The 25,969-nt window shown below is 34.7% G+C and carries 27 protein-coding genes; 1 reads left to right on the top strand and 26 read right to left on the bottom strand.

The window, feature by feature from the left end:
* The 21 genes from GBO31_RS13160 to GBO31_RS13060 form a co-directional block, all read right to left on the bottom strand.
* A partial coding sequence (locus GBO31_RS13160) for a hypothetical protein (RefSeq protein WP_219008819.1) occupies window positions 1-3,626 on the bottom strand: 3,626 nt, incomplete at its 3' end.
* A gap of 9 nt (window positions 3,627-3,635) precedes the next feature.
* Window positions 3,636-4,130 (bottom strand): hypothetical protein, encoded by a 495-nt coding sequence (locus tag GBO31_RS13155; protein ID WP_219008818.1) that lies wholly within the window; start codon window positions 4,128-4,130, stop codon window positions 3,636-3,638.
* Window positions 4,130-4,369 carry a hypothetical protein gene (locus tag GBO31_RS13150; RefSeq protein ID WP_219008817.1) on the bottom strand — a complete coding sequence of 80 codons (240 nt, stop codon included), beginning with the start codon at window positions 4,367-4,369 and terminating at the stop codon, window positions 4,130-4,132. Before GBO31_RS13150 ends, GBO31_RS13155 begins: the two co-directional genes overlap by 1 nt.
* 9 nt (window positions 4,370-4,378) lie before the next feature.
* Window positions 4,379-4,912: a M15 family metallopeptidase gene (locus tag GBO31_RS13145; RefSeq protein WP_219008816.1), complete on the bottom strand. Its 534-nt coding sequence runs from the start codon at window positions 4,910-4,912 to the stop codon at window positions 4,379-4,381.
* A complete protein-coding gene (locus GBO31_RS13140) occupies window positions 4,912-5,355 on the bottom strand; it encodes a carboxypeptidase-like regulatory domain-containing protein (protein WP_219008815.1) in 444 nt (147 codons plus the stop codon). Before GBO31_RS13140 ends, GBO31_RS13145 begins: the two co-directional genes overlap by 1 nt.
* A 3-nt stretch (window positions 5,356-5,358) precedes the next feature.
* Window positions 5,359-6,132 carry a hypothetical protein gene (locus tag GBO31_RS13135; protein WP_219008814.1) on the bottom strand — a complete coding sequence of 258 codons (774 nt, stop codon included), beginning with the start codon at window positions 6,130-6,132 and terminating at the stop codon, window positions 5,359-5,361.
* The gene (locus GBO31_RS13130; RefSeq protein ID WP_219008813.1) at window positions 6,133-6,318 is read right to left on the bottom strand and encodes a hypothetical protein; all 186 of its coding nucleotides are present in this window, start codon (window positions 6,316-6,318) and stop codon (window positions 6,133-6,135) included.
* The gene (locus tag GBO31_RS13125) at window positions 6,290-7,102 is read right to left on the bottom strand and encodes a hypothetical protein (RefSeq protein WP_219008812.1); all 813 of its coding nucleotides are present in this window, start codon (window positions 7,100-7,102) and stop codon (window positions 6,290-6,292) included. The genes GBO31_RS13130 and GBO31_RS13125 overlap by 29 nt, the downstream gene beginning before the upstream one ends.
* Before the next feature lie 2 nt (window positions 7,103-7,104).
* Window positions 7,105-7,404, bottom strand: a complete 300-nt coding sequence (locus GBO31_RS13120; protein WP_219008811.1) for a hypothetical protein — start codon at window positions 7,402-7,404, stop codon at window positions 7,105-7,107.
* Complete coding sequence (locus GBO31_RS13115) at window positions 7,398-7,766, bottom strand: hypothetical protein (RefSeq protein WP_219008810.1); 369 nt, start codon at window positions 7,764-7,766, stop codon at window positions 7,398-7,400. The genes GBO31_RS13120 and GBO31_RS13115 overlap by 7 nt, the downstream gene beginning before the upstream one ends.
* Before the next feature lie 69 nt (window positions 7,767-7,835).
* Window positions 7,836-8,438: a hypothetical protein gene (locus GBO31_RS13110; protein WP_219008809.1), complete on the bottom strand. Its 603-nt coding sequence runs from the start codon at window positions 8,436-8,438 to the stop codon at window positions 7,836-7,838.
* A gap of 60 nt (window positions 8,439-8,498) precedes the next feature.
* Window positions 8,499-8,960: a hypothetical protein gene (locus GBO31_RS13105; RefSeq protein ID WP_219008808.1), complete on the bottom strand. Its 462-nt coding sequence runs from the start codon at window positions 8,958-8,960 to the stop codon at window positions 8,499-8,501.
* A 66-nt stretch (window positions 8,961-9,026) separates the two neighbouring features.
* Complete coding sequence (locus GBO31_RS13100; RefSeq protein ID WP_219008807.1) at window positions 9,027-9,968, bottom strand: hypothetical protein; 942 nt, start codon at window positions 9,966-9,968, stop codon at window positions 9,027-9,029.
* An 8-nt stretch (window positions 9,969-9,976) separates the two neighbouring features.
* Window positions 9,977-11,653 carry a hypothetical protein gene (locus tag GBO31_RS13095; protein WP_219008806.1) on the bottom strand — a complete coding sequence of 559 codons (1,677 nt, stop codon included), beginning with the start codon at window positions 11,651-11,653 and terminating at the stop codon, window positions 9,977-9,979.
* A gap of 176 nt (window positions 11,654-11,829) precedes the next feature.
* Window positions 11,830-12,159: a hypothetical protein gene (locus tag GBO31_RS13090; RefSeq protein ID WP_219008805.1), complete on the bottom strand. Its 330-nt coding sequence runs from the start codon at window positions 12,157-12,159 to the stop codon at window positions 11,830-11,832.
* Between the two features lie 6 nt (window positions 12,160-12,165).
* Entirely contained in the window at window positions 12,166-12,804 is a 639-nt protein-coding gene (locus tag GBO31_RS13085; RefSeq protein ID WP_219008804.1) for a hypothetical protein, read from the bottom strand.
* 111 nt (window positions 12,805-12,915) lie between these two features.
* Window positions 12,916-13,176, bottom strand: a complete 261-nt coding sequence (locus GBO31_RS13080; RefSeq protein ID WP_219008803.1) for a hypothetical protein — start codon at window positions 13,174-13,176, stop codon at window positions 12,916-12,918.
* Window positions 13,163-13,411, bottom strand: coding sequence for a hypothetical protein (locus tag GBO31_RS13075; protein WP_219008802.1), 249 nt, complete (start codon window positions 13,409-13,411; stop codon window positions 13,163-13,165). The genes GBO31_RS13080 and GBO31_RS13075 overlap by 14 nt, the downstream gene beginning before the upstream one ends.
* Before the next feature lie 45 nt (window positions 13,412-13,456).
* Window positions 13,457-16,324: a primase-helicase family protein gene (locus GBO31_RS13070; protein ID WP_219008801.1), complete on the bottom strand. Its 2,868-nt coding sequence runs from the start codon at window positions 16,322-16,324 to the stop codon at window positions 13,457-13,459.
* A complete protein-coding gene (locus tag GBO31_RS13065; protein WP_219008800.1) occupies window positions 16,324-16,545 on the bottom strand; it encodes a hypothetical protein in 222 nt (73 codons plus the stop codon). The genes GBO31_RS13070 and GBO31_RS13065 overlap by 1 nt, the downstream gene beginning before the upstream one ends.
* A gap of 255 nt (window positions 16,546-16,800) precedes the next feature.
* A complete protein-coding gene (locus tag GBO31_RS13060) occupies window positions 16,801-17,031 on the bottom strand; it encodes a hypothetical protein (RefSeq protein WP_219008799.1) in 231 nt (76 codons plus the stop codon).
* A gap of 221 nt (window positions 17,032-17,252) precedes the next feature.
* On the opposite strand from GBO31_RS13060, the gene GBO31_RS13055 reads away from it, so the two are divergent.
* On the top strand, window positions 17,253-17,642 hold the full coding sequence (locus GBO31_RS13055) for a hypothetical protein (protein ID WP_219008821.1): 390 nt from the start codon (window positions 17,253-17,255) through the stop codon (window positions 17,640-17,642).
* 444 nt (window positions 17,643-18,086) lie between these two features.
* Here GBO31_RS13055 and GBO31_RS13050 read toward each other — a convergent pair whose 3' ends face one another.
* From GBO31_RS13050 to GBO31_RS13030, 5 genes are all read right to left on the bottom strand, one after another.
* The gene (locus tag GBO31_RS13050; protein ID WP_219008798.1) at window positions 18,087-18,332 is read right to left on the bottom strand and encodes a hypothetical protein; all 246 of its coding nucleotides are present in this window, start codon (window positions 18,330-18,332) and stop codon (window positions 18,087-18,089) included.
* On the bottom strand, window positions 18,325-19,104 hold the full coding sequence (locus tag GBO31_RS13045) for a hypothetical protein (protein WP_219008797.1): 780 nt from the start codon (window positions 19,102-19,104) through the stop codon (window positions 18,325-18,327). Before GBO31_RS13045 ends, GBO31_RS13050 begins: the two co-directional genes overlap by 8 nt.
* A complete protein-coding gene (locus GBO31_RS13040; protein ID WP_219008796.1) occupies window positions 19,079-19,252 on the bottom strand; it encodes a hypothetical protein in 174 nt (57 codons plus the stop codon). The genes GBO31_RS13045 and GBO31_RS13040 overlap by 26 nt, the downstream gene beginning before the upstream one ends.
* A 1,827-nt stretch (window positions 19,253-21,079) precedes the next feature.
* Window positions 21,080-21,508, bottom strand: a complete 429-nt coding sequence (locus GBO31_RS13035) for a hypothetical protein (RefSeq protein ID WP_219008795.1) — start codon at window positions 21,506-21,508, stop codon at window positions 21,080-21,082.
* 11 nt (window positions 21,509-21,519) lie between these two features.
* Window positions 21,520-25,941 (bottom strand): DUF6531 domain-containing protein, encoded by a 4,422-nt coding sequence (locus GBO31_RS13030; RefSeq protein ID WP_219008794.1) that lies wholly within the window; start codon window positions 25,939-25,941, stop codon window positions 21,520-21,522.
* Window positions 25,942-25,969 lie beyond the last annotated feature (28 nt).

Below are 25,969 nucleotides of genomic sequence, written 5' to 3'. Positions count from 1 at the left end.
GCTCTACCAATGAAGGTAAAGTTTTCACATGTACAATTTTGAAAAGTAATCGCTCCAACACCGGCAAAAGCTGCATCGTTAAAATCTATGGTTTTAGGGGATGCACTTTTAAAGGTTGTTTCATTAAAAAGAGACGTTCCTAATTGCTCAAATCGGAACGCTTTTTTGTAAGTTCCTACTTCATTGGATGCAACTTGTAAGTCAAATACCGAGTTATTAAAAACTAAATTTAGGTTCTTATCATTCACTCTTAAAATAGCAGCTCCGGTATTTGTCCAGTCAAATTCTCCTTCAGGAATGGTAACGTCTAACCGATTAAATGTAAGTGTTGGTGCATCCGCTGTCAATACATCTCCAAATTGGTCTGCATCGATTCTAAGCCACCCATCAATTTTTAAATCATTAAAGGTTCTATCTTTTGGCAAACCATATTTTAAGTTGATCGATGCTTCACTATATACATTGTCGTAATTAGTGATTGGCCAGTAAACACTGGTCGATGCAAAGTCGCGCGAAGCTCTTGGTTGTCTTGCTCCTCGAATACTAAAGTTTTTTAAATATCCTCCGTAATCTTTGGCAGGTGTAGGAGCTGCATTCCACATTCTGGATACTCCGTCTTGACCTAACACGATTCGTTCATATGGTGTGTCTTGCTCAAAAGTGTTGGAAAGCCTTGTTTTATCATTTAGTATGATATTGATATCCTCATAACCAACATTCATATTGGTATCTGTAAAGAGATAGGATGCCCACGGACGATCATGGGTCATACGATTATCTTTAAAATAAGATAAGGCTCTATCTGCTATAGGCGCATCCAAATTGGCAACTACTACATTATGAAATTCATTGTCATATACATCGGCTCCATTAGCGCGAATCTGTATTTCTCCGTTGATCACCGTATTATCATAAAACTGCGCATTCCTATCTACCTGAATGGATCCATTAAAAATATGGTTTCCGTGTGCCATCGCATCTCTAGAATCATCCATCGATAGCGCTCTGGTATAATTAGTACGTAAATAGTTAGGATCACTGGTACCATAAAAAGTACAATTGATTACTTTAACGCCTACCGTATTGATCCAGTTCAAATCACCCGTAAAAGTGTTTTCAGTGATGACTCCAATAAATTGTTGATCTTGCGTTGTAGAATGCTGATCTTCTGTATTTGAAGCAAAAGCCGGCAACACCAATCCAATTTTTTTCATGGAGCCACCAATCATCATAAAATGTGACGGCATATTACTCAGGGCATGCGCAGCTGCTTCACGTAAATGAACGTTGGTTAAAATCAAATGATGTCCATTCATAGGCGCTCTTACCTGTACATCAATTAAGGAAAGATCCTCCGGACGATTTACCTTGATCCGAACAAAAGTAACTTCGTCATTGTATTCATATGTCTGATAAAAACGTTGTTCTCCAGAAGCATATAAGAAATTTCCATCAATATCATAGTAATACGCTCTAAACCATTTGTCAGTAAGTCCTGACCAGCCTGTAGAAGCTTGTCCTGCAAATTGATAGTTTCTTAATCCTTTACGATCTGGCTTGCTAATTCTTGTATTCTCAAATTGTTGTGTAGTAACATCGAGATACAATTCAGTATAAGCGAATTCTGAATTTGCATCGGGAGTAACCACTCCAGTTACATCATCCACATCACCATATACCATTTGTGTTACACGCTGTTGTACATTGGTAACATTATCTCCTTTGATGTAATTGGTAAATTGTAAGTCTCCAGCTGTACTAAACAGAGTACCTTCTGTTTGCATCATCACCACATCCTTAATATGGGTGTGATAAGCAGCGGTACGACCATACATACAGATATTAAAATCATCACCACTATCAGCTAAGGGTTCCCCTGTGTAATTATGCATCAAACGATCCTGACGTAAAATACCACCATTCCAACGAAAACGGTGTGTATTTCCATAGGTGATCATTCGGGTACGTCTTAAATTGTGCGGTATAGATGCGATGATAGCACCATAGGCTTCTACAACAATATCATCCGTTCCGTCACCAAAATACCATCCTACTACAGGATCATCAATTCCTAAAGCGCCATTAAATGTATATTCTGATTTAAAATATAATCCAGCAGTAAAGACAAACTTGCCCGATTTTTGATTTCGTACATGGATAGCATTTTTTCCATTTTGGAAATTGTCATATCCTGTCCACACCATTGCATCCGTAGTAGTTCTGGTTGCATTATCAGCAACTACTACTTCGGTAGGACTATTAACAGCAACGATTGTAGTTTGTAATGACTTTTGACCTATAGAGGAATCAATAAAACCAGTAACCGCTCCCTTAACCGCTATAAAATGACCAATATCATCAGTTGTAAAATTAGCTCCAGTAACGGTAAGGATATTACTTCCTGAAGTGATAGACCCCGTTTCAAACTCTTCTCCATCTCCCTTTAATCCAAAATTAGTGGCATAAATTACTGGTGGTGCATCCCAACTACCGTCGATCGTTCCTTCGCCTATAATACCGGCTAATTCACCATTAAAAATTGGCTTGGTATTGGTACCGGTTAGCCTAAAACCATTTTTATCAATGCTTCCTGTAGAAAATGACCATGTTTGATTGGCAACAGCTACATAATCGGCTACAAGCGAAAAATCAGATTGAATATCAATAAAAGCATTTGGCGGTGCATTTTGAATGTCCGCAAGAGAATTCGCAACAATAATATTTCCATTGCTACTTCCGCCTCCAGTGCTTGGTAGTGTTACAGAATTTCCACCACTAATACTTAATTGATCACCACTTACCGATAAGGTTTGATTATCGGTATTTCCTCCGGCAGCTGCTACATTTACATCCACTAAATTTTGAAATGCACTGGATAACCCTAAGAATTCACCCAAAAAAGTAGAACCATCATTGATAAAGCAATAGTAATCATCTGATAAACCAGTAAGATTCTGTTGATCCGTTGTAAATCTTAATAATCCCCTTGCGGTTGTTGATAATTGTGGAGCAGCATCTGGCTGAAAAATAGATAAATGAATTCGTTTTCCAGCTTGATCCAAATATTCAAAAGAACTCTTTTTTAACAGCACATAGTTTTGATCTGTAACACCCTGTTGTATTTCTGTAGTAACAATATCATAAGCACTATAATCTGTGGTTGTCAAATCAATCAAACCATAACCGCGTATTGCTAAATTGGAGACACTTAAAAAACCATTTTGTGTAATCACAAATCGTTTGCCTACAATATGATTTGCGATCAATTCATCGTTATCTCCACTTGTTTTTAAAACATTCGTAATATCAATATTTGGGACTTCTCTATATGCGGTATTTCGCCATACAAAAAAGTTGTTGGTGAGCTGGATGTAATAGATGACTTTTTCATCTCCTACCGCTGGTAATTGATTGAACTGTGAAACTTGCACAAAGTTATCAAAACCGGATCCACCACCACCTGTTGGTAAATCCACAAGTGAAGGTTTTCCTTCCGAATCAAGGGTTAATGCAGTAGTAGAAGGAATGGTGTCTAATCCGACAAATCGCGTATTTTTCCCAATGGTTCTTTGACCATGAAGGATTCCTGTAAAAAGAACAAATAGTATGTAAAATAGATGTTTCATTGTTGTATTTTAAAATTCAGCGCCACCGCCAGCATCGTTAATAGTAAATCGTAAGTGAAATTGATAAATAGTAGCTGGGTCTATGATTTGAAAGTCATTTGAAATTCCAAAGTAAATGGCATCGCTTTGAAAGGATATGTTATCGGTTCCGAAGACACTTTCTATAGAATGCCATCCACCACCAAAGGGATCTCCATCTTGTGGATTCTTTTTACGGAATTCCGTAAGCGTATAATCTTCTATATTGAGGTTATGTACAAAACCACTGTTGTAATTCGCTGGTGGATTTGCCACCGCTAATAATACAGCTCCTTGTACCTCGATAGTTATGGATAATACTTCCTTTCCTAAATACTTTGTATTCGTGTTTAGTAATTCGGTACTGATATCAAAATTTGGAACTGGTGTGAACTTCTCGATAACGATGATATCATCAACGGTTAACTGTTGACCACCGATACCGAAATCTCCATCAGGAATATGTATCAAAAATTTTGTTGTCATTATACTGGAGGTCTTTTAGTGGAACTAATGGTAAATACAGGAAACTCATCTTCAGCAACTGTAAAACGTGGAGATGCATTAATAGCAGCTGCTAATTCTGCCATTGTTGGCTCGTCATTATCTGTTTGGATATCTGCCAAAATGATCTCTTTTGGCTTCTTTTTAATAGCATTTCCGGTTCCGTCTCCATCTCCCTGAATGATAACCGTACGATAATAATGTTTCCCTAATTCAAGCATACTTTTTTGTTATACAATTACAAAACCGTTTTTCAATTGATCATTATTGACCATTGCTAATAATTGACTGGTACTAAAACCAAAGGATTTTTGAAAATGCGGTTTATCATCGATGGATGTAAAATCTCCTCCCCAAAAAAAACCAAGACGCTTTCCTATTTCAGCAATCGGTGTCCAATCGGTATTATAGTCTGGAAAACCATTGACCATTGGAACTACATCAACCGCCAATCCATAATTATGATACGATTCTCCTCCTCTGGCATTGGTAACGATATCTCCTGGAGCTGTTCTTCCTTGTGCGTATAATTCATCTTGCTCTGTAAAAGTTCTTACGCCATCAGTAACCCGTAGAAAAATCCCTTTTTTCTCAGCTTCGTTCAGGAACTTACGGACATCATTTCGGATACGTGGGTGAAGCTCCTGAATGCGCATTTCTGAAACAAGATCCCATACCGCCTTTTGTATAGGCTGATATAAAGCCCATACCAGCCCAACAATGGCAACACCAATCAATAACCTATTACGTGTTTTTTTATTCATTATAGGTTTACCTTTTTAGGTTCTTTCTTCTTTCTGAATAGCAATAGTCCTAAAGCTACTGCTCCAGCTGCTAACCATACCTTTTGATACTTTGGTTTTTTTGCAGTTATAACCACTTCATCAAGCATATTTAATTCATCCTCTAATACCACTTCACCTCCTGAGATATCGTTAAAAGCGAGTGTTCGCGTTTCTTTTCCGATATGAGAAAACATAAAACTTTCATTTCCCATTGCTTCTAATTGCGCAACACCATTTTGATTGGTAATGGTTGCGAATCCTCCACTTGTTTTTTGCACGTGTACACCTTCCAAAGGATCTCCAAAACCATTAATTACACGAACCTGACCTGATAATGGTGCAGGCGGTAAATCAAATACTGGTGGCAAAGAAATTGGTATGATCTTTTGACCATTGCATCCGTGTTGTTTTAGTTTTGTCATTTTCTAGAGTTTTTCGTTTCTAATTTGATTTTGTAATACCACACCTTGATCACATCCCAGTCCTAAAAAATTACAGTCCTTTACGATGTAATAGTTTTCTCCTTCAAAGTTTCCATTGGCGATAACTTCTCCTAATTCTTCATTGAATTCTGCTTGTGCAAAAAGTTCATTGGTACCTACCCAATTCCCGTGTTCGTCTTGTTCTGCTTTATTCACAATAACACCATCTTTTTTGGCGACAAATAAGGTTGTTCCTATTGGATATAGCGTATCGGAATCATTAGTGATACCCGACTGTAAAATAGAATAGAAGGTGTTGAGTTCATCAGTATTCAGCCCGTTTTGCACATCAAAAGCCAGATTTCTCTGGAATAGTATACGGTACGCTTCCGCTACGGTTTTGATATTGATTCGTGGATCCGATGCTATTTTGAATAAAGCATCTTCATCGGTAGAAATATCGAACGTAGGTAGGATCAACGATAAGTACGTTGGCGGTTCAAAACGGGTAAAGGAATTGTAAATAATACCGGCAGCCGTGACATTAGGATTTCCAATATTGTCATTTGCATACTTTTTAGCACGCCAATTACGGTACCATTTTGGACCAAAATAAATCAACGCCAAAGATGCAGCTGTCAAAAAAATAGGCTTTGCATTTCGACCAAAAAAATCAATACTCTTATCCGTTGCTTTACTAACCGATGGAGCCAATGCATTTGCAGCTACCAAAGCAGCCGGATTACCTAAACCTTTATGCTTTTTCTTCTTATTCATTTACATTAAAAATGATTGGATCATCTGCCATTTATTCACAAGTGCATTTCTGGCAACCGATGATTTGGACAACTCATGTAGTTTATTCAGTTCGTTATCCGTTAAATTATCTTGTAAATACTGTAATTGCTTTGTTCTTTGGTTGACTGATATTGGACTATTGCCCGTTACTTTGACTATTCCCATTTGCTTTAATATTGTGTTCTGTAAATAATTGTTCTAGCGCATTTACAAATGCCTGATTGTTATTGCTAAATGCTTCCAGCACATAATAGATGGAAACCACCTGATCATCTGATATGCCTTCAGCGTTTAAAATCACATTGATCAATTCTCCTTTAGCTCCTTGTGGTATGTCTAAAGATGGTTGTTGTTGTGGTGCTGCTAATCCTTTGGATTGCGTTGCCATCGAAGCAAGTCCATTTAAAGCTGGTAGCGCTTCTTTTAATAAACCACCCCAAAAAACTTTGTTATCATTGCTTTTTTCTAAATGGCGCTTATCGGATTCTAATTGTTCTTTTTCCTTAGCTAGTTTATCCGCTTTTTCTTTTTCCTGTTTTAATTCTTCGCGTACTCTTTCCAGTTCCCTTCTATCTACCAAAAGTCCTAAGTGATCCGCCATTGCTAATCCCGTTGGCGCATTTAATCCTTGCTGGGTTGGTAACGGTTGAACGGTTCGGTTTTCTTCAGGTTTTGGTCTTTCTCCAAATCCCATATTAAGAGCTAATCCTTCACGTACAGCAGCATTCCCTCTAGGAGCAAATAATTGAATTTGTATTTTTTCATATCCCTTTGCCTTTACATGATCTAATAACCAGTTTTCAATGCTACCGCTTTGTTCAATCATTTTACTACCGGTAATCTTATCGTTTTTACTAACGATACTACTACCTGTTACGTGGTCTTTGACCTCGATAATTAAATTTTCTCTTTCTAAGCGTTCTAAAGCGCGTTTGATTGCTGGTTCCATGCTTAACATTGTTTTTTGACAATCGTATTATAAATACATACGAGTTTGGAATTTGCTCCTTCTTTTATGATAATGGGAATCCTACCGGACATTGGAATGATAGTAGCCGAACAGTTAAACATTTCTCCTGGTCTAACTGTGATATTGTGAATAATTACATCAGTATCGCCTTCATTATGAAAACGTGGAGCAATCATTCCATCCAAAGAAAAATTGTTATCAGTTTTCAATAAAGTATCGGATACCATTAGCGTAGTATATCCCAATAAATTTAATATGGCTTCCTGAAATGTTTTTAACATCTTGCAACTTGTTTGATCGCAAATACCAGTTGTACATTAATCGCTGAGTTAAATACTTCAGGTGCGATTAATCTTGCTTCGATATCCTTGTTTCCTTTACTATTCAATGGGAAAAAACCATCGATTGGATGCTGTCCTATTTCTATTCGCTTCCATAAAGAAACATCCATAGGATCATTGATAACCTGTCCTTGCTCGTAAAAACCTAAGTTTAAGATCTTGTCTACTGTGCCTTTAACAACAGCTGCGACTCTTACTTCTACCGCTTCATCAATACGGATTTTCTCAGAATTTTGACTTTGATTAGCAGCCAGCGTAATATCCAAAGTTTCCGTTTTGAAAGTATACATCGAGTTTTCCATAATACTGTTTTTAAAAAAGCCTTGCCCCCTAAGACAAGGCTTTTAATGAAAGAATTCTATTTACTTCGATTACTTGTTATCGATAGTCTGGTATCCTTTGAATAACACCTCGATATAATCGTGTTCATTAGCTGTTACCGGTACCGAAACATCTTCAGGGAATTTGATATCGATATCAATGGCTTGTTCGTCAGCTAATACATACCAATCTCCTAAATTGTAGTATCTGTCTTCTGGCTTTACCATATCTCTATCAGCTCTTATAAGATCTAATAATGGCAATTCTACAATCTTTCTAGGTCCCTGAGAAACAATCAGCTTTGCATTTCTGATCGCTGGTTCTTCGGTTGAACCGTAGCTTAATGCAGCTGGTGATACTTGATTGGCAGAATGTTTAAATCCTACAGCGATAGCATTGAAAACAACAGCTTCACCGCTATCTAATTTTTTACCATTGAAAGTAGAGATACCATCTACCTTATCTGTTTTCGCAGTTATCAATTGGATGGTACCAGCACCTCCAGTAATTTCCTTACGGATATAACCAATATGATGTAATACTCTTATCGAACCATTTGACATATCTGTTCTTAAACCAGTACTTAAAACTTGGCTTTGAGACTGAAGAAATCCATATGCCTTATCGATTTCCGTTTCATTATAATTTTTCATTTTTTTACTTTTTTAAAAGAATTATTTAAACTGTTTTTTTTACCTAGTCTTTATAGGAGCTTATCTATATGATTTCTCCATTGTTGGGCTATCTCCAACTATTTCGAAAGTGGAATCAAAAGAGGTAGAAGGCATTCTCAATGCTCTGTAAGGCATTCTAATCCCTTTTCCACATGATCCACCAGGACATCCAAGCCCTAAAGCTCCAGCCAATACTTTATCTCCAGTTGTTGCTGTATCTGAAGTATTGATTTTACTTTTTAGTAAGTCTTTTGCTAAGGCTAACGAAGATTCAATCGCCATTCCTCCTAAAAAGAAAGAAGTAGCTTTAATCGATTTTGAAGAACCTTGCGATGCTATTAACACCACTGTAGATCCAAGTAGCTTTGCGATATTCACAATCTTTTTACTTTTCTCCGGTACGACTGCTTGTAAAGCACCCGATGCCGCAACACCAGCTGTACCACCGAATAAATGGGGAAGTGCAACCGCTGCCGATTTTTGATTTAAATTGTCAAGCATTTGTTTTCAATTTTTAGTTTAACATATATAATAATGTGCTTCTGCGACGATCACCGAAAGCAACGATTATCCTTTCTTTTTATTCGGTTTTTTAATGATGTAGTAGGACACCAAACCACCAGCAACTACAATCCACCATGGAAACTTACTTGACGGTTCAACCGTTCCGTTATCCGTTGTTGTATTACTACCGCTACCACCTACTACTACTCCAGAACCATCTGGTTTATCGGTTATAATTACATCACCGTCTACAAAAATTGGTGGCAAATCATGGTTCTGATCTGAAACTGATATATTATCTGGGAATACATCCGGTAAATCCACTGGTATTGGATCATCTATTGGAAAATCATTTGGAATATCAATAGGTCTATCTTCAATGGGTATTAATTGATCTCTTTTAAATGCGTAATAGGTAGCAACAACTTTATTGCCTTCCCAATCCATATAGAAAGGATCAATTTTGTGAAAATCTGAAGCAGTAACTTGAACTTTCTCTAATTCTAAAGGAGGTTTAGCAACAAGGTCAGGTTTTTGAAGACTTCCGTTGGTTACACCTTGTTTTACCATAGCAAAATAACCTTTGGTAAATTCCTGAATAAAAAAGTCAACTATCTCGCTTTTATAGTTATAGATTTTATGTTGATCTCCTTTGGTTCTTCCAGCTTTATAAGAATAATACACCTTTAAAATCGCTAAATCCATTAGAAATAGATTTACAGATCCGACCTGAAACTTATGCGTAATTAAGTCAATACCATCCGTTTTATCTTTTGTAAAGATTTGTGTTGCTTTTAAGATATACGGACTAAAAAACTTATTTGTCCATTTAGTAACTTCATTTTGTACAAAAGGACTGTCATTTTCGCTGAATGATTTCTCAATTGGGAAAGCAGCAAAACCAGCAGCAACCAATCCTCCTAAAAACGGATTAATCGATGTAGCTACAGCCGTTACTACAACCCTAAATAATTTACGAAACCAACCTTTACCAAATAATCCCATCTTACTTTTTATTTTTTAGTGAATGCGTTTTTTATTTGTTTGTTAAATAGCAATCCTCCAATCGCTAGCGCTCCTACAGCTATTCCAATGTTCGCATTAGAACTAGTACCTGAAGTATTCCCTTGTGAATTTGCACCGGTTACCAGTGTTGGATTGGTTGGATTTGGATTGATAGGATTGGTAACTATTGGAGTATTACCACCACCTGAATCGGTTGAACTGTTACCGTTTCCGTTACCAATGCTAATTGCTCCACCGTTGGACGTATTGGTTTTAGGCTCTAGTGCATACGATGTATACTCATACTTTTCTGTTCCGTGAACTCTACCCCATTGATAAGATCTTCCGGCAGCATAACCTGGTAATCCTTGTGGTATTTTTACATTTCCTTCGACTTTACCGAAAGATTTAAGAGTGAATCCTTGTCCAATACCATTCATTACTTCAGCAATCACCGCTTCAACAGCCTGTTGTCTAATTGCATGTCCTTTGCGTGTACATTTAGCGAATCGAGGGTTTTGACCACCAATGGCATCTGCTTGATATCCTCTGGCTAAATTCAAAAATCTTGCAAGGTTAGGCGCTGTAATTTGTTTGTCCAGTCCGCTATAAGAAACGATAAAAGGCATGTCAACTGCCACATGTTTTTTGGCAGTCGATTCATTGTAAGAAGATCCCCAACATGAGAAATCAAAACCATTGGCAAAGATGGAACCGAAAGTATCCTCAAACCAGTTAGAATTTAAAACAACTTGTGTTACTTCCTCTAACTCCTGATCGCTATTCTGGTTATTATCGTTTGTGGATTGATCTGGATTTCCAAGTCCAGAAGGATTCATACTTAATTGTTCAATAGCTGAAATTGCAGATCTTAAGGATGAACCGCTACGGTTTAAACCGTTATTTGTTTCAAATAAGAAACGTTTACGATTGATAATAACACCTTGTTTATAAATCTTAAAATCTGGATCAATCCCCTGTTTTAGATACTTGTATACTTCAGATCTGATACTATTTATAACTTCAATTCGAACACCAACACTTTTTAAAAGTTTTAGATAATTTTCGAATCCTTCCTGTGTTTTGTCAGTGATTAATGGAGCTGCTCCATTTAATCCATAATGTGGTAATGACATAAATACATCTTTTTTTTCGGTGAATTGTACTTCTGTGTTTTCGTGTTTTGTGGCATCGATAACGAAGTATCCTTTTTTTAGATCTTTGCCATTCTTTGGAACTACTATGTATACATGTGTGAATTGCTCTGGAAAGTGAAAAGGTTGTTTCACTTGTCTTATAATGTGTGAAATTCTTAAGTTAGTAAGAATAGAACTAGCGAAAATAGAATAACTCTTACAGTCAATCCCTTCTTTTCTTTGATACCAACCGCAAGCAGGAGAACGTAACAACTGATCGGTTCCATCAGCTTTGTACTGGATATGATGGTAAAGAAAATCGTAAATTGAAGTTACCGTTTCTGCCAAAGTACGCCCTTTAAGAACGGTGGAGAGCTTCTCCGTCTGTTTTTGATGGGTACGAACCCAATCTATCATGTGGTTTACGGTTGTCTCGGTATTCCCTGAACTTAACCGCGTACTTTCGCAAAACGTTTTTGGCAATAACGAATCATAATCCTTACCGGACTTTAAAGGTCTAAATAAAATATTATAATCTGTATTACTCAAAAAATCACCCCTTTTATTAAAACTAACGAGTGCTAAATAAGAGCTTTATTAGATGGGCTTTTTTATCAACTTAGGTCTAGGTAGAGTTATGATTAGAGTAGGTGGTATTAATATGATTTTGGACTTGAAATCCTAATTTAAGTGTTGTTTAGTGTAGTTAAGTTACTTTAAATAAATTAAACCAATTGGATATCCTCTTTAAATAGCTTGTGAATATATTCTGCAATTGCTTCTATTTCTTCTTCATTTTCTAGACAATGAAAAAGCAAATGAATTAATCCATAATCCCCAAGACAATCCCTATATTCATCTTGTTCTTTATTTTTAACCCATAAAATGAAACAACTTAAATGACCTATTTCTCCAATCTTTAAAGGATTCTTCAAGCACTGTTTGAAATAGTCTAAGCTCATTTTAGAATACTCTAGGTATTTACGTTTACAATAGTTGTAATCAAAAGTATGCTTATAAGAGCGTAAAATTCTATTTTGTATTTCGTATTTCATAGCCAATTATTTATTTCTAGGATTAGATTTACAACTTGCTTCATGTTTCTTTCTTGAACTAATTGATTTTAAAACTTTACCACAATGACGACAAGGGAACTCATGTTGTACTTTAAAAAGTTCGTGTTTCACTGAATCGAGTTCCTTTTTAGTTTCTTGGAGTTCATTTTGAACTTTTTCATAATTTGCCTGAACTTCTTCTAATCTTAGTGTGTTATCAATATTTAGCCTTCTTTCATTGTATTTTTTTACAAATAACTTGGAATAGATATATTCAATACTACCTAAGAATGTAGAAAGGAAAATCCTCTCAAAGTACCATGACCAATGTTTTCCATCATCTTCAAAAACTTTAAAAACTAATAACATTACTATTACGCTGGATATCGCAAATAATTCAGGGAAACCAAAATTGTTTTTCCCTTTAAGAAGGTAAGAATTAACGCTAGTTGTTAATAAAGTCAGCGCTACGCATAATGCTAAAAGAACAGAAGCGAACAGTTTGAATTGAATGTTTGGGATTTCAAAATCCCGATAGAACAAGGCAGTAACCTTTATAGTCATTGCCATTATTAATAACAACATTGGAATTGTCACCGCACGCAAGGATGTTATAAAATCTTCCAATTTATAGTTTATATTCATTAAACTTCAATTTTAGGTTCATCTAAAAATTTTTCACAAACACAGCAATAAAGCTGAGTTATTTCTACCGTTACAACCGAATCTAAAACAACGGTTCTAATATTACTTTTACTACAGTTTTTGCACTGGTTCTTTAAAAAATCCTTCTGGTACTTCATAACCTTGTGGTATTCCAAATAGTTCTATTAATTTTTGAAATTCTGGATGAAAAAGGATCTTCTTTCTTTTAATTTCCTCCTTCGTTTTTTCTCTATGCTTCATCATTACTTCATGAATTTCCTCCTTTATTGTCTGTGAGTTCAGTTTGGAGAACATTCTATATACTTGAGCTTTTGTTGGAGACCATGGTAACACCTTTTTATTCATTTCCATAAACCGTCTGATTTTCATTATTAATTTTTGAAAGTATTTTAAATGCTAGCTCTTCATAAAGTTGGTGTATCTTTTCATAAACACTTGGTATTCGTTCTTTCGTTTTCTTATCTATAAAGGAATATTGGGGATATATTTCATTTCCCTTTTTAGTTATTATTCCATTTCGTTCTATCACTATTTTATATTTTTTGGTGGCAAAAACCACCGGATAAATAAAAATGTTCTTCGACATGCATAGGCTAATTAACTTACAATGCTCTCTTCCTTTCATGATTTTCTAAAAATTTAAGTCATCGGTTAAACCGTCCAGTTCTTCTCCAAAATTCTTTTTATCTACTTTTAAATTTTCACTAGACTTTATGTATAAAAACTCAGTGGATGAACCATTTCTATTGTGTTTATTCATTCCCTGACTATTTAGTACTTCATCAGGATTGAATTCATAACCATGAAACTTGCACCACTCTTTAATTGCTTTCTTAAACCTCTGAGAAGTCCAATCCTTTAACTTTGTTCTTGCTTCGAAATCAGAATGAGCAATGTTTTTGACTAATTGATGATCTAGTTTATGTTCGAAATAGAAATCAGCCCATTCTTTGAAACCATCACCCATAGTTTGTAAACTATTTCGTTTTTCTACATTACCTAAAGGTGGATTAATACGGGTATTGGTTCCTAAATGAAATTGAATTGCTTCAGCACATAAATTGAAAAAATCGTTCCATTCGGTTTCATCGAACTGAGAAAACATGAGCTTGCCTATATCATCAGTTACTTTATGTTCGGTAACATCTAAATCACTCTTATAATGATAATAATCCGAGAATACACAATATAAAATTCTACGTTCAGTACTACTATCTGGCTTGAATAATCCAAAATTGGAAGTAATCGCAAATTTTGGAGATTCTTCAAAAGGGATGGTAAACATTCCTTTATACTTGGCATTCACATTAAAGTCACCAGTAACTTCAGAGAAAAATTTAGTAATTGGAAAATGAGAATCAGCATCATCAACAAGGACATAATCCGTATTCGGTGTAATACCTTCATACATGAATTGATTTTTAATAGCTTCTCTATCTCTTCCGGCAATATATTTATTGTTAATGAGTACTTTTCTGATAGCTTTTTCAAACATTAATGATTTACCTGATCCACCATTGCTATCTGCTATTTCACTGATACGATTGTCCATTGCAAAAACCAGCCAACCTTTATCATCAACTTTTTGTTTGTGCAATAGATACCCTAATGCAAATAGTTTATTGATTAAATGATCCTTTTGTTCTTTGATTTGATCTTTAGACAAACCTTCTTCCTCTATATTAAAGCGATTATCAGCTTTATACTGCTGTTGTTCCTTTCTAATCTCTCTAATTAAAGTTTTTCGCCTTTCTGGATCAGTTTCTTTAATAGATTTTATTCTTGCTTTAAACGGTTTATCTCCGCAAACACGCCAGTGAACACGACTGGTATTAATCATGTAGTTTAGAAAATGATTATCGTGTTTTAATATTTGAATATCATATAATCCATCTTCATCCTTGAAAATTTTAAATGCAGGTGTTTTATGAACTTTTACATTGTGTTTTATGATCTTATCGTCCCATACATGCGAATCGAGTTGCCCATAATTGTATTCCTTGATCTGATCCTTGGTTACTTTCCATATCTTATTTTGAAAATGCATCAACTGATGATCATAACCGCAATCTTTAAAATCTATTTTCTTTTCAGGTAATTTGGCAAGTGACTTTTCATTTAGCTGAGCACTTCTATGAATGAAGTTGACCAATGGTATTGGCATTTTCTTACTCTTGATGTAGTTTGCTGGAAAATTATTTAAATGGTGATATTTTACCCGTTTAACCACACCGTTAGATACATGAATAAAACTATAATCTTCTTTAGCAGTTTCTTCTTCAAATCGAAAAAAACCGTTATATGTTAAGAACCGATAACAAGCTTCATTATTGAATGTAAATTTTTTGAATTCTCCAGTAGCAGATCTTACTTCATCCCAAAATCGTGAAGGTAACGCATCATTAATTAGACCTTTAAAAGCGTATTCAATTTTTCTAGGACTATTTTGTTTATGGGTGAGATCAACCCAATCTTTGAAATCTTTTCTAGGTTTACCTCTATAAGTTTGATTCTTAATCCATTCCGGTAGCCATATGATTTTTAAATCGATATATTCTAGTGCAAGCTTTATCGTTTGTTTTACACCAGTTTCATCAATATCCCCAATGTAAATTATATTATTGGCTCGTTTTTGGAGATAATCATAATCAGAATAAGACAAAATTGCCGTTTCTGAGTTCTGCCAAACTACTGGATAACCTAAAGAAGCGACATTTAATGAATCTCTGTCTCCACCAGCAATAAAAACATATGGCAGCTTTGGATCCTTATCTTCTCCATCATATGATTTTACAAAATCTTTGAATTCTACATCAACATTTTCCTTGCCAAATAAATAATCTTTTGGCTTTTCACCAGCATAACTGAAACGTCTGCTTTTATCAATATTTAACGGTTCGTAAATCTTTTGAAATGAACCTTCGTCAATTACAAAAATTGGATATCGATCGGTACTTTTTATGGTAATTTGAGTAAGTTCTTTTTTACCTGTTATTCTATTATTTACATTATAAACTTTCGTAAGAGATTTACAGCTTTTGATATTATATTTATAACAAATACGATTAGTAACCAAAGGTCCTAAAACCTCTAAATGGCTTTCAGGTATTGTATCATGATAATCATAGGTATGATCCCTTTCCTTTTGACCTTTTTTAGCAGCTTTAAAAGTGATTTCTGGTTTATTAAACTGAACGGTTGAACCGTCAATCTGAAATTCGGTTGAAATCCATTCACAGGCTTCTTTAAAAGATAGTCCCTCGATGTCCATTACAAGGTCAAAGCAATTCTTACCTTTTAATTCTTTTCCGAAATCAGTTACATAATATATATTGTCCGGCATTTGCTTCACCATAGCACTAGCCGTATCTTCTTTCCTTATCTTAAAGTGGGCGAATCTCCCATTTTTTTCAGCTTCGGGAAAAAGACGTAAGATTACATCTAATCCTCCGTTAGTTTTTTCTAGAATATTGGTTTTATCGTACTTGAAATCACTCATTAAACTATCTGATAATCGTTTACGTTTATTTCGATTGAATTCGAAGTATATAAATGGTTTAGATGCACTTTATAGAAACTAATTTTTTCTTCTAAATAGTTCTTAAGTGACACATATTCCTGAATCTCTTTATTTTTAATATTTTCGGTGTTAACATCCTGTAATCTTTCTAATCTAGATTCGTAGAAAGCCAGTTTTTTTTCAATTGTATTTGGTTTCATATAGATGTTTTTTTAATAGAGATTTTCTAAAGACGAGATATAATATGTTACAGTAATTAACCAAGCGATTAAGGTTATTACAAGTAGGTTTTTATAAACTTTAGGGAACTGTATGGAATACGGTTTGTTAAATTGATTTAAACCGTACGATTTCTTATGAAAATGGAGAAATACAACTATCAAAATCGTAACCAAAAGAAATGTTACAAAACTAAAATCTAGAACTTCTGACTCTTTCCAATACCTAAACATAGCTTAATTATTAAGTAGTTGTTTTCTTTTATCCTCTAAATCCTCGTTAACTTTCCGTTTTGAAAATGCTAAATCATATATGGCATTTTCAATCTGAATGTTTTGCTGTTTTCCAGCCATAACATTTCGAACACTTCCTGAGGTGTATTTTCCCCCAATTCGATTAACTACTTTTCTGTTATCCAAGATCTTTAGCACTTCACTTGTATACTTAAGACCTAACAGTTTTTTCAACTTAACCCTTTGATTTTCATTTATCATGACACATCGTTTAATTTAAACCGACAATTTTTTTTGCATAAGATTTAAGGCAAACAACAGTAATATTACTTTCGTTTTTATTACATTTGTTTTCGATAATTTTCGCTAATATCGAAATTATTTCGAAAAAATCGAAATAATTTCGAATATTTCGAAAATAAATATTCTGTACCCTATATAAAAACTAATAAAATATGTCTACAATTAATGATCGAATAGATGAGATAATTTCTGATAAAAAGCTTACAAATAAAGAGTTTGGAGACTTTTTAAAAGTTACAGAAGCTACTGTTCGAAACTTAAGAAGTGGCGGAGTTGTTAAACCTGGGTATATCGAATTAATTTCGAAATCATTTCACATCAACAAGCAGTGGCTTATTGATGGTGTAGGAGAAAAATATACATCAGCAGGACTAAATCTTGCGAATTTGGACATAGATCAATTAGCACAGGTTGTAATCGATAAGTGGGATAATTTAATGGAACACGATAAATTTAAGAGTAGATATTATCTACAATTAACAAGAACGTTGAATATGGATATTGATGAAATATTCGAAAAGGTTCTAAAAAAAAGTAAATAAGCTGGATTATATTGTATATCTAATTTAAGAGTGAGCATAAATGAAAAAAGAGCTGGTTTTAAGATTTTTTAGAATAGTCGTATGCATTACTTTGGGTGTAAGTCTTTTTCCATATTTGGAGGAATTTATTAATACTTATTATGATGAAATCAGTTTGTTCTTTTGTTTCTCTGCATTGATAGTGTTGAACTTAACGAAAGTCATTTATTCATTTTTTCGTAAAACATTGAAATTGAATTCCAATAGCATAGAGTATATTCATTACTTTATAAGATTACTTCTGCTTACATTTTTTGTCACCTACAGTATGGCAGCAATTGATTTTGAATGGACTGTAATTTTACTAATAGGGATAGAACTATTAGGTATATTTTTTAATACAGAATTTAAAAGAAACAATGAATATATTAAGGAGTAACTATATTCTTTGTTGTATGTTTTTTATCAAATAGGAAAATCACCAAATTTAGAAATTAATGTCGAACCATTATATTTACTTAGGATTTGGTTCTTTATCATTTCTAAAGTCATCCCAGACCCAACGATTGCGCTCAACTTATCAGATAACTCTTTTTCTTCTTCTAAGATTAAATCTTCGAATTCATCGATATCATCTTCAAAATCCTGTAGAAATTCCTTTGGGAAGTATTTAGAATTTCTAACACTATTTTTGACTTTATCCTTACTCATTTTCTACTGCTTTTTTGGTAAGTTGTGTTCTAAAAACTCTAAACTCTTTTGATTTTTCGGGATGAACCAATCCCTTTTCTGGCAGGATTCTATAAAACGCATTGTAAAACAAATGCATGATGTTAGCAGCTTTTTCTTCGATTGTTTTGTAAAAGTTAAACAAAAGGTAAAAAAGGAAAAACGAAACTAAAGGCAGAATGTAAAGGCAAATATTATAGTAAAGTCTCGGGAAATCTCCTGGTCTATTTGGGTTTTGAGTATGATTTAAAACGCTCCAACTGAACCAATAGCCCCAAGTTGCTATGATGCATAAGCAAAGGAATAAATAGAAAAGCCTTTTATATTGATCTTGTACATTTTTAACAGTAATGAATAATAGAATAAAGCTAGTAAATAAACCAAAAGAAGGAAATGCTACTCCTAACAAATAGTTTTTGAAGGAAGTATAACCTAAGACAGAATCATTAGCTTTAATTTGATCTTTTTTTGTGTGATATGAGTCTAGTCTTGATTCTGATAAAAGCTTAATACTATTATACTCTGAAATATAAGTTTTAGCATCGATTGAACCGTCACCTAGTTCGACCAGTATTTCATCAAAGGAAGCATTTCTCTCTTTGATAATCTTTTTATATTCCTTTTTAATATCGGTATACTCCTTGGATACGCTTGGTTGATACTCATGTAAAAAAGTAAAGGCGATAGCTAAGGCTACCACCGTTATCGCAATAAATGATTTTAATAAATTAACTACGACCTTCTTCGTCGTCATCGTCGACAGGATCTCCAACTTCTCCCTGACCTGTTGCTTGAGTTTCTGTAGTTTCATAAACGTCATCCGTTAGATTTGAGCTTTCACAACTTGTTAAGCTAATCATACCCATACCTAACACAAACAAACTAAAAACAACTTTTCTCATGATTTTTCCTTTTAATTATTAGTTACTCAAAGTTAGCCAATAAAAGATGTCAATAAAAGGAAATAAACCTGTTTAAAGTAAATGACATTATGCTAGGGGTAGATACATATTTTATACGAGTATTCGTACAAATTAATGCTTTGCTAAAATAGAAAATTCAACAACAAAAAATCTGCGGAAAAACCACATATTTTGATAGAAATTATTTCGATTTTTCCCTTGTTTTATCTCCAAATATTCCCTTCTAACACTTATAAGTGTCTTTAAAATTTAAGTTGTTACCATCATTAAGTGTATTTTAACTAAATCGGGATTAGTTTTATATTTCTGTACTTTCTGTATCTAATTCTATATTCTATTAAATATCTTATTATCAATTAATTAAATTAAATAAATACAGAAATACAAAACAATATCAAAATATTGAAGAATAACAATAAAAATTAAAATTTAGAGAATTTACGTTTTCTTTCGGTTGCTTACTTAAATTTTCGATACCTTGCTTTTAAGACATCAAAGCTCGCTTATAAATGTAAAGGTTATCTCAACCAGCAAGTTTGAAAAAATCACTTAAAAATGGCGGAATTTTTGAATAAAATTATGACATTTTTAAAACCTTATAATACACTTTTTGTTAGAATATTATGAGGGGGTAGGGGGGAGTAAGTACCCAAAAACTACCCAAATAACCAATAACTAATTGATAATAAGACATGAAGCAGAATCCCTCCACGGTCACAAAACATTACAAATCGCTTGTAAATACTAGTGTTTACAAGCGATTTGTTTTTTTAATGAAGTTTACAAAAACGCATAATCAACTGATATTCAATAATTAAAAGTTTGAACTACCCATCTAGGTTTAGTAGGAAAAAGGCTATATTAGTTTACTGCAAATGAAAAAATCAATGCTCTACACTTAAAGATATTGAGGTCGCTAAAAGTATTTTCTGAGAAAAAATTGACTTTAGAAAAATTGGGTCAACTAATTTATATCTCTGGTGCTATTATTGAGAATTATGAGAGAAAGAAGAAAGGATATCATCCGCAGAGATTTCATGTAAGAATATCCTACAGAACATTAAGGTTAAAAAAGCATTTTCTTCTTAAGGATACAAAAAAAATAGCCACAAACTAATATAACTATTTTTCTATTTTATCTTTTGTTATTACTTGCTATAATCAGCACAAGCAAAGACGCTTGCGCTAGGCTTAAAAAATTATTATTCTATGATGAGAACAATGACGTCGATGGTGTTAACTACAGAAAACTATAGTTTACACTTGTAGAAATTGTTAGAGAGCATGAGCGTAAACTCAACCCCAATTCTCCATATCTTGAAAAGTATATAGAAGATGATTTACCAAAACCAACTATAAAAAGTGATTTAAAAAACATCAAACATTACCTGGATTTTTATAGAATCTCTTATAAAAGTACAGACGCAAAAAAAGAATTGCTTAGGAAAGTGGAAAATATGGATTGTTGATGTAAAGGTGTTTTTAGATCTATTTTAGGATTAATGTAAAATATGTAAACTTTTTTTAGGACGAGACACTCTTACGGCACGAGCAAGACGCTCGCGCTAGCAGAGGCATTGGTAGCTATGACTTAAGATCCTGAATTAAAAGACTGCTACAATCGAAAAGTTGAAGAAGGAAAATCTAAAATGCTTGTCATTAATAACATAAGAAAAAAACTGGTACACAGAGTCTGTGCAGTTATAAAAAGACAGCAACCTTATCAAAAAGTTGCTGCCTGATATTTTTAACAATTTCTACTTGGTTTTGCCATGGAAATCAGGGGAAGCAAGCCGAGTAAATTATTTACTCTGGATAATCTAAATCTTTAGAATAATCGACTTCATCTTCTAACCAACCTATTTCATTACACCATTCTTTTATATCGGATAATAATTCTTTGGCATTAAGTTGTTTAAACTTATATTTTTTTAAAGAATCCTCTAAATAACTATAAAAAGTATGTCCTAAATCGTGACGTATTTCTGTTTTATACATCTTTTTATATTTCTCATAACTTACTGTTATATCAAGTGTCAATTCTTTATCCTTGTCATATCTTCTAAATGTTTTACGTCCAATTTCATCAGGTAAACACCTAAAAGCAAAACCAATTTCTTTTGGCTCATTTATTTTTTTATACTTTTCATTTATTTTATCCCACACTACTTCAAGTTCATCACGTAACTCGATTAAGTAAGGTAAATAAGTATCACAAACCACGGACATTTCCATATTTATATTATTTAATGGCAACATTTATTTCCTGGGGGTAAATGTCCTTTCCAAGCTCGATGACCTTTAAGTTTCATTCGTTCTAGCATCTGCATTAGTTTTTTATGACCATTAGACAATGTTACCATGTTTAATTTCATCCTTTTAAGCCATTTTCCGGAATACCTTTTTCTTGGACGTATTGATTCCCCTATCTTCCATAATTCTCCTTTTCTTAGGAACATCTCACCAATTGGTTCTTTCTGACCCCATTGCATAACTGGATACCAACCATCTTCACTTGCTACTAAAGCATATAACCTTTTTAACCCAAATTCATCAACCCAATTGTTAGGGTTATCAACATAGACATAGAAATTATACTCTTCAGAGAACAATCCAATAGGATCCACAGAAATATACCTGCCATCTTCAGGATCATAATATCGAAAGCGATTATAATATAATCCAGTTTCTGCATCTTCATACTGTCCCTGATACATAAAAGAGCAAGAACCCTGTCCTCCTTTTTGGTAATGCGGTTTGCCGTAGCTGTCCAAAGAACGTTCCCAAACAGATGCTCCTTCTTCATCATACATCTGTGAAGGTGTACCCAGATGGTCTACTAATATACTGTATTTTTTAGTGCCTTTAAGCTTGGCAGTAGGAATAAAACTATTTTCTTCAAATACCCAGGTGATAATCCCATTATCTCCAACAGTACTGTTGCTGAGTACCTGGCCGGTTTGTAGGTGTTCTTTCCATTCGTGCAACGGCGTATTGCCATCCCATAACCATTTTGTAATCGTGTTTTTAAAGGTTTTACTTAATCGCCTTCCTAAGGCGTCATAGGTGAAAGCTACGGCATGACCATCAGGACGGGTTACCTGCTGTAACATGCCTTCATTGTTCCATTGGTATCTCCAATGGTCTTTTTTGCTTTTAAACAGGCTACTACTACCTTTATATTTTTCTATTAAGAACCCTTCTTGATCATATACATAATGCCAGCTTCCTTTTTTTTCTAATCGTCCACCAATACCATAGGTACGATCATTTTTATCAGGAGTTTCATAAAGGTTCCCTACCTGATCTGCCAATCGGTGTTGCTGTGCGCCATTGCCAAAGGAAGATTTTTCTAAATGTCCGGTAGGAGCATATCCAAAAACCGTGGTTCCTTGAGAACTATCTTGTACTTTATGTAATCGATCGCTTTTTCCCCAGGTGTACTGGCGTTTATGTTTTTGTTTATTGGTTTTGGAGGTTAGTTGTGAAGTTAAACGCCCTAAAGTGTCATAACTAAAGTTTTGCTGTAATTTTCCAGGGAGTAATCGTTCCAGTTCAAAGCCTAAACTATCATATCGATAGTTAGCCTCCCATTGATTTTCTTCATGACTTGCTTTTAGATTTGCCAGATTACCAAAGTTATCATGCTCAAACTTAATATTAGCTCCCAAACTACTTTGCAGCCCTATTCGAACTCCTCGAGCATTGTATTGGTGACTAATGATATAATCACCAATGGCTTCTTCTGTAATTAATCCCAATTGATTACGTGTAAAAGTTACTTCAGCATCCTTATTAATAGCTGTAATCAGTTGACCAGCTGCATTATATTCAAAACTTTGGACATCATCATCCTGATGTATGATCTCTGTTACTCTGCTAGCGCTATCATACTCGTATCTCACTTTTTTACCACTGGCTTTTGTGATCTCTACAACGCGACCAGCAGGGTCTCTTTTAAAAAGTTTTGTGCTTTCATCAAAACTAATTTCTTTAACGACATTGCCTACATCATCTAGTTCAAAGCTGAAAGGCTGCTTATTTTCATTAATGATTTTGGTAAGTTGTTCTTCAGTATTGTATTGATAAAGTGTGGTACCTCTTTGATCTGCTCGGCTTGTCATTTTCCACATACCTGCATATCGATACTTTACCTCTTGTAGATCATCCTTATAAGAAATGAGATTATCGATCCCATCATACCCTAGTTCTATATGATTGCCATTATAATCCTTAACTCGTATCACGCGTCCTAACAAATCAAACTCCCTCGTTTGGGTAGCGCCTTTGGCATTAATTGTTTTAACACATCGTCCTAATACATCATATTTATGTTTAGTACTGTTTCCTTGATTGTCAGTGACCACAGATATGTTATAGTATTTATCATACTGTAATTTTGAACTATTACCTAAGGGATCTGTTATGCTTTGTAAAAGTCCGTCTTGATATAAAAGTTCTGAACTCGCTCCCATTGGGTTGGTGCGTTTCACAACATTGCCCTGCTCGTCATATTCCCATTGCCATGTTCCGCCATTAGCATCTTTTGCTTCCACAGGCAAATGAGGGGTTTTTGGGTTTATATAATCCGTAGAGATGGTAGCTCCCGTAGGGTCGATGATTTTGGTTTTGTTTCCAAAATCATCATATGCATAGAGGTGACTATTACCCATAGGATCAGTTTCGGAAAGTAGCTGATTATCTTTGTCGTATATCCAGTAATGCTCAGCATCATTGGCATCCACTTTCTTATAAACCAGTCCACCCTTGTGATAATAGGTAGTAAGTTGCCCAAGGCTATTTTCTACTATGGTCTTGCCTTCCTCGTATGTTAATTTATGATTATACAGATCCCCATCTCCCCAGGTGTGTATACATCGCGAGCCTATTTCAGTTCCATCATATCTAAAATACCAGGTAAGTCCGTTACGCCAAACCTCTTTCACCATTAAATAACCATCATACTCAAAATGCATAGCGTCACCAACAGCATTGGTCTGTTGTATCATATTTCCTTTCTTATCATAGGTATAAGAAGCAATGACAAAAGTTTTATTTTTATCATGTAGATTAGGGTTGGGCGCAAAGATTTCAAGAATACGACCATTTATATCATTTATTACCTGGAGTTTACGATGGGCACTATCAATAATTTCTATTAAATAACCGTTTCGATCATATTTAAACTGAATGCTAAAGCTATTTTTGTTTACGATACTGCGAAGTAAGTGTTGGTCGTTATATTGAGTTTTGGTGAAATAATAAAAAACCTCCTCCTTAATATTCCATGCATAGTATTCACCTTCTTCGTTTTTAAGAAGTTGTATTTTTTCGGCTTTATTAAAAGAGGGAATAGTTGTTTCGGGTAAGACAAAAACAATAGGTCTTCCATCTTCTAGGCGTAAGGTGGCAATACCTTCTTCTTTATCAATTGCCAATGCAATATCATAGCTATGATGCCATCCATTACCTAAAGGACCTTTATAATCACTTTTACTATACCAAACCCGTTCCCAGGACAGTGGAATGGGACCTGGCAAGGAAAAATCTTCTTCATCAGTAAAAAACATACCAGAAGCCACATCTACAGGATGTCCCGTGACCATACAAATACCGCGATGCAATAAACCGGCAAGTCTATTTCTGCCTAGTACTTTTCGAACAACTCCATGAAGCAGTCTACTCATTACCACTTGAAATATCGCCATAGGATTCTTTGGAGATGGCACCGGATTGGTTAGAATCGTGGATGACATAGGTATGGAGGTAATCAGTCCCGTTGGTGCAAAAAAGCGTAATCCACGTGCTTGACTATCATCGAGAGAGTTTATGGATGGAATACCTATATCCCAACAATTGTTGTGCATATGTGATGCTCCGCCGGAAATAGGATAATTATCTGCCAATGCCAATAAGCTACCCATAAATGCGTGTCCTTTGTTTTTTTCTACCATTAAAAAATTAGGATGAAACGAAGGGCCTATAGGAAAATGTGGAACGATATTTAAAGTAGGGGTGCCAGCCACCGCTCTCGGAATACCTTCGATCAAAACAGTTGCTCCAATCATTGAAATGGCAATCTGTGCAACCGTATGCCCAATGGTAAGGGCTTGATCTATATTCGCTTCAGTTTGTTGTGCATCTGTATCTACTGGTTTATCAGGCGGTGGAGGAGGTGGAGGCAATGCTACTGCAAGAGCCGAACTGATAAAATCTTTTGGCCTAAATAAGATCCCAATATATGGATGGGGGATTGGTATAGGTGCCGGAAGTGGTGGAAATACTACCATATGCATATCTACCCCCATAACCGGATCCAGTTGTTTAGCCACTGGAAGGCTCGCCATGCCTGTCATTCCAAGATCTGAGAGCACAGGTAATACGGCTGTTTCAGCGATGTTCTCTGCCAAGCTTTTAAATGCCATAGCTCCCTGAATAGCTGTGTCTAGGATATTGAGAGCTTGTGCGGTTACTTGGGTGCTGGCACTAAGGTTATCGTTTTGCAATAATTGTATGGCGCGATCAACATTACCAGCAATACTTTGTATCTGGTGCCCCGTAGTCAGGTTCATATTGGTAAAACTTCCGAAATAATCAGGATCACCTTGTACGGTATTGCTGATATTTCTGCTCATATTGTCAAAAAATGTGGTTCTCGCTACAGACATCGCTTTTTAGTTTTAAGAATCTTTTTGT

Source organism: Aquimarina litoralis (genome assembly GCF_019295435.1).
GTDB classification, from domain to species: domain Bacteria; phylum Bacteroidota; class Bacteroidia; order Flavobacteriales; family Flavobacteriaceae; genus Aquimarina; species Aquimarina litoralis_A.
This window is presented reverse-complemented; position numbering and strand designations above follow the sequence as displayed.